This window comes from Curtobacterium sp. B8 (assembly GCF_000333315.1).
Taxonomy (GTDB): Bacteria; Actinomycetota; Actinomycetes; order Actinomycetales; family Microbacteriaceae; genus Curtobacterium; species Curtobacterium luteum.
In genome coordinates this window covers 1-6353 of record NZ_BACW01000226.1, presented here as the reverse complement: position 1 = coordinate 6353, position 6353 = coordinate 1, and the positions used below count along the sequence as shown (strand labels likewise).

Annotated in this window: 6 protein-coding genes and 1 pseudogene; 5 read left to right on the top strand and 2 right to left on the bottom strand. The window is 74.6% G+C overall.

The window, feature by feature from the left end:
• The coding region (locus I59_RS05730) for a S4 domain-containing protein (protein WP_022903050.1) at positions 1-160 on the bottom strand (160 nt) is incomplete at its 3' end.
• A gap of 42 nt (positions 161-202) precedes the next feature.
• On the opposite strand from I59_RS05730, the gene I59_RS05725 reads away from it, so the two are divergent.
• A complete protein-coding gene (locus I59_RS05725) occupies positions 203-445 on the top strand; it encodes a hypothetical protein (protein WP_022903049.1) in 243 nt (80 codons plus the stop codon).
• Between the two features lie 175 nt (positions 446-620).
• On the top strand, positions 621-1775 hold the full coding sequence (locus tag I59_RS05720) for a hypothetical protein (RefSeq protein WP_022903048.1): 1155 nt from the start codon (positions 621-623) through the stop codon (positions 1773-1775).
• Positions 1776-1836: 61 nt separating this feature from the next.
• On the opposite strand, the gene I59_RS19305 is transcribed toward I59_RS05720, so the two are convergent.
• A complete protein-coding gene (locus tag I59_RS19305; RefSeq protein ID WP_022903047.1) occupies positions 1837-3363 on the bottom strand; it encodes a S1C family serine protease in 1527 nt (508 codons plus the stop codon).
• Positions 3364-3539: 176 nt separating this feature from the next.
• Between I59_RS19305 and I59_RS05710 the strand changes: the two genes are divergently transcribed.
• The 3 genes and pseudogenes from I59_RS05710 to I59_RS19295 form a co-directional block, all read left to right on the top strand.
• Positions 3540-4571: an iron ABC transporter permease gene (locus I59_RS05710; RefSeq protein WP_022903046.1), complete on the top strand. Its 1032-nt coding sequence runs from the start codon at positions 3540-3542 to the stop codon at positions 4569-4571.
• Positions 4572-4573: 2 nt separating this feature from the next.
• Positions 4574-5578, top strand: a complete 1005-nt coding sequence (locus tag I59_RS19300) for an iron chelate uptake ABC transporter family permease subunit (RefSeq protein ID WP_261976527.1) — start codon at positions 4574-4576, stop codon at positions 5576-5578.
• Between the two features lie 433 nt (positions 5579-6011).
• Positions 6012-6353: pseudogene (locus I59_RS19295) on the top strand (glycosyltransferase); the annotation flags it as partial.

Sequence of the window (6353 nt, the reverse complement as noted above, 5' to 3'; positions counted from 1 at the left end):
GGCGCACCCGGACCTCGTCGCCGGGGCCGATCGGTTGCGCTGCCTTCGCGCGCTCGCCGTTCACCCGGACGTGCCCGGCCTTGCACGCGGCCGTCGCGGCGGAGCGGGTCTTCGTGATGCGGACCGCCCAGATCCAGCTGTCGACCCGTGCCTTCTCCATCCCGACACTCTAGGACGCCGGCACCGCCCTACCCTGGGACGCGTGACCACCGATCCCGCCGCAGTCGCCCGGGCACTGGCGCTCGGGGTGCTGCACGACGCGGCCCTCGGCGACCGGATCGTCGTCCGTGCGCACCACGGCGAGGGTGCCCGGGACGCGCTCGGCGAGCTGGTCGCCCGCACTGCCACCACGGTGACGGTCGACACCCGGCGCGGTCCGGTCGAGGTCGCGCTCGCGGACGTCGTCGCCGCGAAGCCCGTCCCGCCGCCGCCGCGGCGCCGCTGACCCTCGCACGGTGCGAGGTTCTGCACACCGTGGGACCCCGAGGACCTCGCACCGTGCCGGAAACCTCGCACCGTCCGTCCGCGCCCCCCGCGCCCGCCGCGTCCCCGTTCCGAGCACACCCGCGCCCGGCGTGCCGCACCCGGCTCGACCAGGCGACACACGTAGCCTCGGAGGCATGGCAGTCCCCGTCCCGCTCGGCACCGAGGACCGCATCGCACGCCTCACCCTCCGCCGCCCGGAGTCCTGGCGCCGCGAGGACACGCCCCAGGCGGACCTCCGCATCGGCGGCGACGACGTCGTGCTCACCGTGCGCTCACGCCCGAGCGACCGGACGATCGCCGAGGAGCACACGAGCCTCCTGGACCGGCTGCCGGGATCCGTCGACGGGCTCCTGCTCGTCGGTGTCGACGTCTGGACCACCGCGGACGCACCCGCCCGCCTCGTCGAGTACGTCCGGCCCGACGAGGACGGCGCCGTCGTCGGCGCCCACCTGCTCTTCGTGACCGGGCGGCACCGGGTCGACCTCACGATCGAGCGACCGCTGTCCCGCATGCTCGCGACCGACGACGTCGTGTTCGCCGTGCTCGACACCGTCCGGGCCACCGAACGCACGCCGGTACGACCGCACCGCGACCTCGAACCGCTGCCCGGGGCGCCGACGCCGACCGTCGTCGACGGGCCGCGCCTCACCGCCGAGGCCGTGACGACCCTCCGCAGCCTCGCCGGGCGCCGGTGGACCCCGGGCCTCCTCCGCAGCTCCGCCGGCCGTGAACTCATCGACGCCGGGCTCGTCGGACGCCTCGGCACCCTGCCGGACACCACGCAGGCACTGCTCGCCCCCTGGGGCGAGGACACCCAGCCGACCACGCTGGAACAGCGCCTCCCCGGCGGGGGCGAGTCGCGCCTCCAGGCCTGGGACGGCACCGTCGTCGACGGCACCGAGGACCAGGTGGTCGCCGCCGCCACGCCGGAGCGCGTGGTCGCGCTGATGGCCGGGAGGCTCGGCATCGGCCCGACGTGGACCTTCCCGTTCCGGACGGGGTCGCTCCGGGCGGACCTCGTGGCACGCCGCCTCGGCGGCGGGGACGGCGCGCCGGACCTCCCCGCCGACGTCGCCGAGGGCGACCCGCGGCTGGCGCGCTTCTGGGCCGCCCCCTGGACGGTGTCGCACCTGCGGCGTCCGGGACGACCGGAGCCGGTCACGATCGTCCGGGCCGAGGGGCACGGCTTCGCGCGCGTCGGACGCACCGAGGCCGGGGCGACCGCGTTCTCGGCGGACTCCCCGGCCAACGTGTACCGGTCGGTGGTGCGGGCGGCGCTGGGCGCGTAGCGGACTGCAGCGCTCCCTCTGCCGACGTGTACCGGTCGGTGGTGCGGGCGGTGCTGGGCTCCTAAGCGGCGGGCCCCGCGGTCAGCGTGACCGTCACGGTGTGCGACGTGCCGGCGGCGTCCGTGTAGGTGACGGTCACCGTGTCGCCGACGCTGTGCGACTGGATCGCCTTCGTCAGCGCGTCCGAGGTCGAGACAGCCGTCCCGTCGAGGGCCGTGATGACGTCGCCGGACTCGAGGCCCGCCTTCGCCGCGCCCGACCCCTCGACCGTGCTCGCGACCGCGACGCCGCCGGTCGTGGCGGTGCCGCTGACCTCGACCCCGAGGAACGCCGGCAGGCCGATCGTGATCGTCGAGGAGGACTCACCCGCGAGGATCTTCTCCGCGATCGACTTCGCGGTCGAGATCGGGATCGCGAAGCCCGTGACCTCCGTCGAACCCGAGGACGCCGCGGTCGCCATGCCGACGACCTCGCCCTCGCTGTCGAGCACGGGCCCGCCGGAGTCGCCGGACACGATGTCCGCCGCGATCTGGATCATGCCGGTGAGGGACTCGGTACCCGTGCCGGACTCGCTCTGCACCTGGATGTCCTGGTCCGTGGCGGTCACCGTGCCCTCGGCGGCCACGAGGTTCCCCGTGCCCTCCGCGTTCCCGACGTCCGTGACGGTGTCACCCGTCGACGCGCCACCGTCGTCGTCGAGCGTGACCGTGGAGAGGCCCGACGCGCCCTCGAGCTTGAGGACCGCGACGTCGTGCGTCGCGTCCGTCCCGACGACGTCGGCCTTGTACTCCTTGCCCGTCGTCTCGTCGGTGACGGTGATGCTCGTGGCGCCCTGCACCACGTGGTTGTTCGTGAGCACCGTGCCGTCGGAGGACAGGATCATCCCGGTCCCGGCGGCCTGCGACGACTCGTCGTAGTTGAGGACGGTGTTGATCGTGACGACGCCCTTCTTCTGTGCGCTCGTCGCGGCGGTCGCGGACGACTCCGTGCTCGTGCCGCTGCTCGTCCCGCCGTCGCTCGTGCCGCCCTGGCCCGTGCCGTCACTGCCGGTCCCGTCGCTGCCGGTCCCGCCGCCGGGGACGGTGAAGCCGTTCGTGCCGCTGCCGTCACTGCTGCTGCCGCTCCCCGTGCCCGGCAGGGTGGTCGTGCCCTGCGACTGGCTCGACGTCGTCGTCGGGTGCTGCGACGACAGCCCGAGCGCCGTCCCGCCCGCAGCGCCGACGATGGCGAGCGCGGCGATCCCGGAGCCGATGACGAGCCCGAGACGACGGGGCCGCTTCGTCGCCGCGGGAGCGTGGCCCGCGTACCCGGGGTGGTTCGCGGCCGCGGCGCCGTTCGCCCAGGACTGTCCGAGCGCCGGGCTGCCGACGAGGTACGGCCCACGACCGTCGGACGTGTACGCGTACGGCCCCGACCCGTCGGGTGCGTACAGGTACGGGCCGCTCCCGTCGAAGGCGTACGCCGGGCGGAGGGTCGACCGGTCGGCGTGGGGTGCCTCCCAGGCGCCCGGCGTCCGTCCGTCGGATCCGCTGGTCGTCGCGCCGTTCGTGCCGCCCGCGGTGGCGTCGGGGTTCGGGGTCTCGTTCATCGGTGCTCTCCGGTCGTCCCTCGACGACCCGGTCGGGCGTCGATGGATCCCAGTACAGGACCGTTCTCCAAGGAGAGCCTATGAACGAGCACTGCGCACGCTCCCGGCTTGCTCGGGGACGGCCGAACGCGTGCGCCGGCCACGGAGGGCGCCCGCGTTAGGGTTGCCTCACCCCCATGGCAGCTCCCGTCCCCGCACCCGCCCCCGGCTCCGTCGGCCGGCTCGTCCGCGCCACCGTGCTGGCGGTCGTGGTCCTCCTGGTGGCCGTCGCGCTGTCCGTGGCGTTCGGCTCCCGGCCGATCCCGCTCGGGACCGTCCTCGACACCGTGCTCCACCCGGGCCGGCAGGACGAGATCGGCCTCATCGTGCTCGGCAACCGGGTCCCGCGCACGGTCGTCGGGCTCCTCGCCGGCGCGGCCCTCGGCGTCGCGGGTGCCGTCATGCAGGGGGTCACCCGCAACCCCCTCGCCGACCCGAGCATCCTCGGCATCAACGCCGGGGCCTCGCTCGCCGTGGTCGCCGGCATCGCCCTGTTCGGCCTGAGCGGCACCGCCGCCTACCTGCCGTTCGCCTTCGTCGGCGCCGGCCTCGCCGCCCTCCTCGTCTACGGCATCGCAGCCGTGGCCCGCCGCGGGCTGTCCCCGGTCGGCCTCGCGCTCTCGGGCGCCGTCGTCGCCGCAGCCCTCTCGTCGGTCACCACCGCGGTGCTCGTGACGGACCAGGCGCTGCTCGACCAGCTGCGCTTCTGGCAGGTCGGGGCGCTCGCCGGGAAGGACCTCGGGACCGCCGGGGTGATCACGGTGCCGGTCCTCGTCGGGCTCGTGGTGGCCGTCGTGCTCGGGCGGTCGCTCAACACCCTCGCGCTCGGCGACGAGCTCGCTGCGTCGCTCGGGCAGCGGGTCGTGCTCGTCCGGGTCGTCGGCGGGGTCGTGACCGTGCTGCTGGCCGGGTCGGCGGTGGCCGCGGCGGGACCGATCGCCTTCGTCGGGCTCGCGGTCCCGCACGCCGTCCGCCGGCTGACCGGACCCGACAACCGCTGGACGATCCTGCTGTCCGCGATCGTCGCCCCGGCGCTGCTGCTCGTGGCCGACGTCATCGGTCGGGTCGTCGCGTACCCGGGGGAGCTGCAGGTCGGGATCGTCACCGCGCTCATCGGGGCGCCCGTGTTCATCCTCCTGGTGCGATCGCGGGCGGTGAGGGGCCTGTGACGGTGGTGCAGCCACGGCGCCGTCGGCTCGTCGGCGCGCGCCGGGAACTGGTCGTCACCGTCGTGCTCCTGGCCGTCGTGGTCGCCCTCGTGCTCACCGGTCTCGGGGTCGGCGAGATCCCGCTCTCCCCGGCACAGGTCGTCGCGGCGGCGTTCGGCCACGGCGACGCGATCGCCGACTTCGTGATCGGACAGCTCCGGGGTCCCCGGGTGTTCGGCGCGGTGTTCGTCGGCGCAGCGCTCGGGGTGGCGGGCGCCATCGTGCAGAGCGTCGTCCGGAACCCGATCGCGAGCCCCGACGTCATCGGTGTCACCTCGGGCGCGAGCGCTGCCGGGATCACCGCCATCGTGCTGTTCGGGGCGTCCGGTGGGGTGCTGTTCGGCACGGTGCTCGTCGGCGCCGTCGTGGTGTCGCTCGCGATCGCGGCGCTGTCCTGGCAGCGGGGCATCACCGGCAACCGGGTGGTGCTCGTCGGGATCGGGGTCGCCGCGATCTGCCTCGCGGTCACCGGCTGGATGCTCACGAGCGGCACCGTGACCCAGGCGGGCACGGCGCTCCTCTGGTTGTCCGGGTCGCTCAACGCGGTCGACCGGAACCTGGTCGTCGTCCTCGGCGTCGCGTTCGTGGTGCTCATGGTGCTCGCGCTGCTGCAGTCGCCCCGGCTGACGGTGCTCGCGCTCGGCGACGAGGTCGCGTCGGCGCTGGGGCTCCGTCCGGAACCGAGCGAAGGTGCTGCTGCTCCTGACCGCGGTCTGCCTCACCGCGGGGGCGGTGGCGACCGCCGGGCGGTGTCCTTCGTCGCGCTCATGGCAGCACCGATCGCCCGGCGGATCGTCGGCGGCGGCCGGGTGGCCCTCGGTCCCGCGGCTGCCGTCGGCGCGGCGATCACGCTCGCGAGCGACCTCGCTGCGCAGTTCGCGATCCCGGGCACGGCGCTGCCCGTGGGCGTCGTCACGGGCGTGGTCGGCGCGCCCTACCTGCTCTGGCTCCTCGCCCGCGGGCGCTGACCGACTCCCGCTGCGGTCGGGACGCCCCGCGGCCGTTCCGCTGAGGGGTCACGACGTGTCACTCCCGCGCGGGTCGCGACACCCCGCGCTCGTTCCGCCCAGTGGTCACGAACGGTCGCTTCCACCCGGTCGGAGCGACACCTCGTGACCATCCGCCCGAGGTGAGCGGGGTGTCGCGACCACCCGCCGCGCCCGACCCCGCGCACGGCCGACTCGCGCGCCCGCCCGACCCCGCCCGCAGCGGACCGCGGTCGACACGCCCGGACCCCCTCCACGCAACATCGTGCGGTTTCCCGCAGGAGGTGCCCCGGACCCCCCTTCCGGGTGTCTGCACCGTTCGTTCTGTCCCCGTAGGTTCGCACCCGACCGGCGGGGGCAACCCGACGGCGTGCCGACCCGATGGCGCGCTGACCCCCGCGCAAGAAGGACCGTCATGCCCGAACAGCTCGACGGCGCCCCCGTGCGCCGCAGGCAGTGGGGTTCCGAGCGTCGTACCCGCCCGCTCGACACCCTCCACGCCCGACCCTCCGACCGGAAGCTCGTCTCCGGTCGCATCGCGATCATCCTCACCATCGCGTTCTGGCTCGCGTACGTCGTGTACACCGTGATCCGCCAGTTCCTCGACTACGGCACCGAGAGCTTCCGCTTCACCACGGAGGCGCTCTCGTACCTGGTCGTCGTCACCTTCCTGACCTTCTCCGCCCTCATGCACCTCATCGCCCGCCAGGGTGCGATGGAGCGCTTCGCCACCCACGTCCGCGTCCCGCGCGCCGAG

What these genes read in the sequence shown, in the direction of transcription:
- I59_RS05720 (WP_022903048.1), top strand. Translation starts at nt 621, where the DNA reads ATGGCAGTCCCCGTCCCGCTCGGCACCGAGGACCGCATCGCACGCCTC.
- I59_RS19305 (WP_022903047.1), bottom strand. Translation starts at nt 3,363, where the DNA reads ATGAACGAGACCCCGAACCCCGACGCCACCGCGGGCGGCACGAACGGC.
- I59_RS05710 (WP_022903046.1), top strand. Translation starts at nt 3,540, where the DNA reads ATGGCAGCTCCCGTCCCCGCACCCGCCCCCGGCTCCGTCGGCCGGCTC.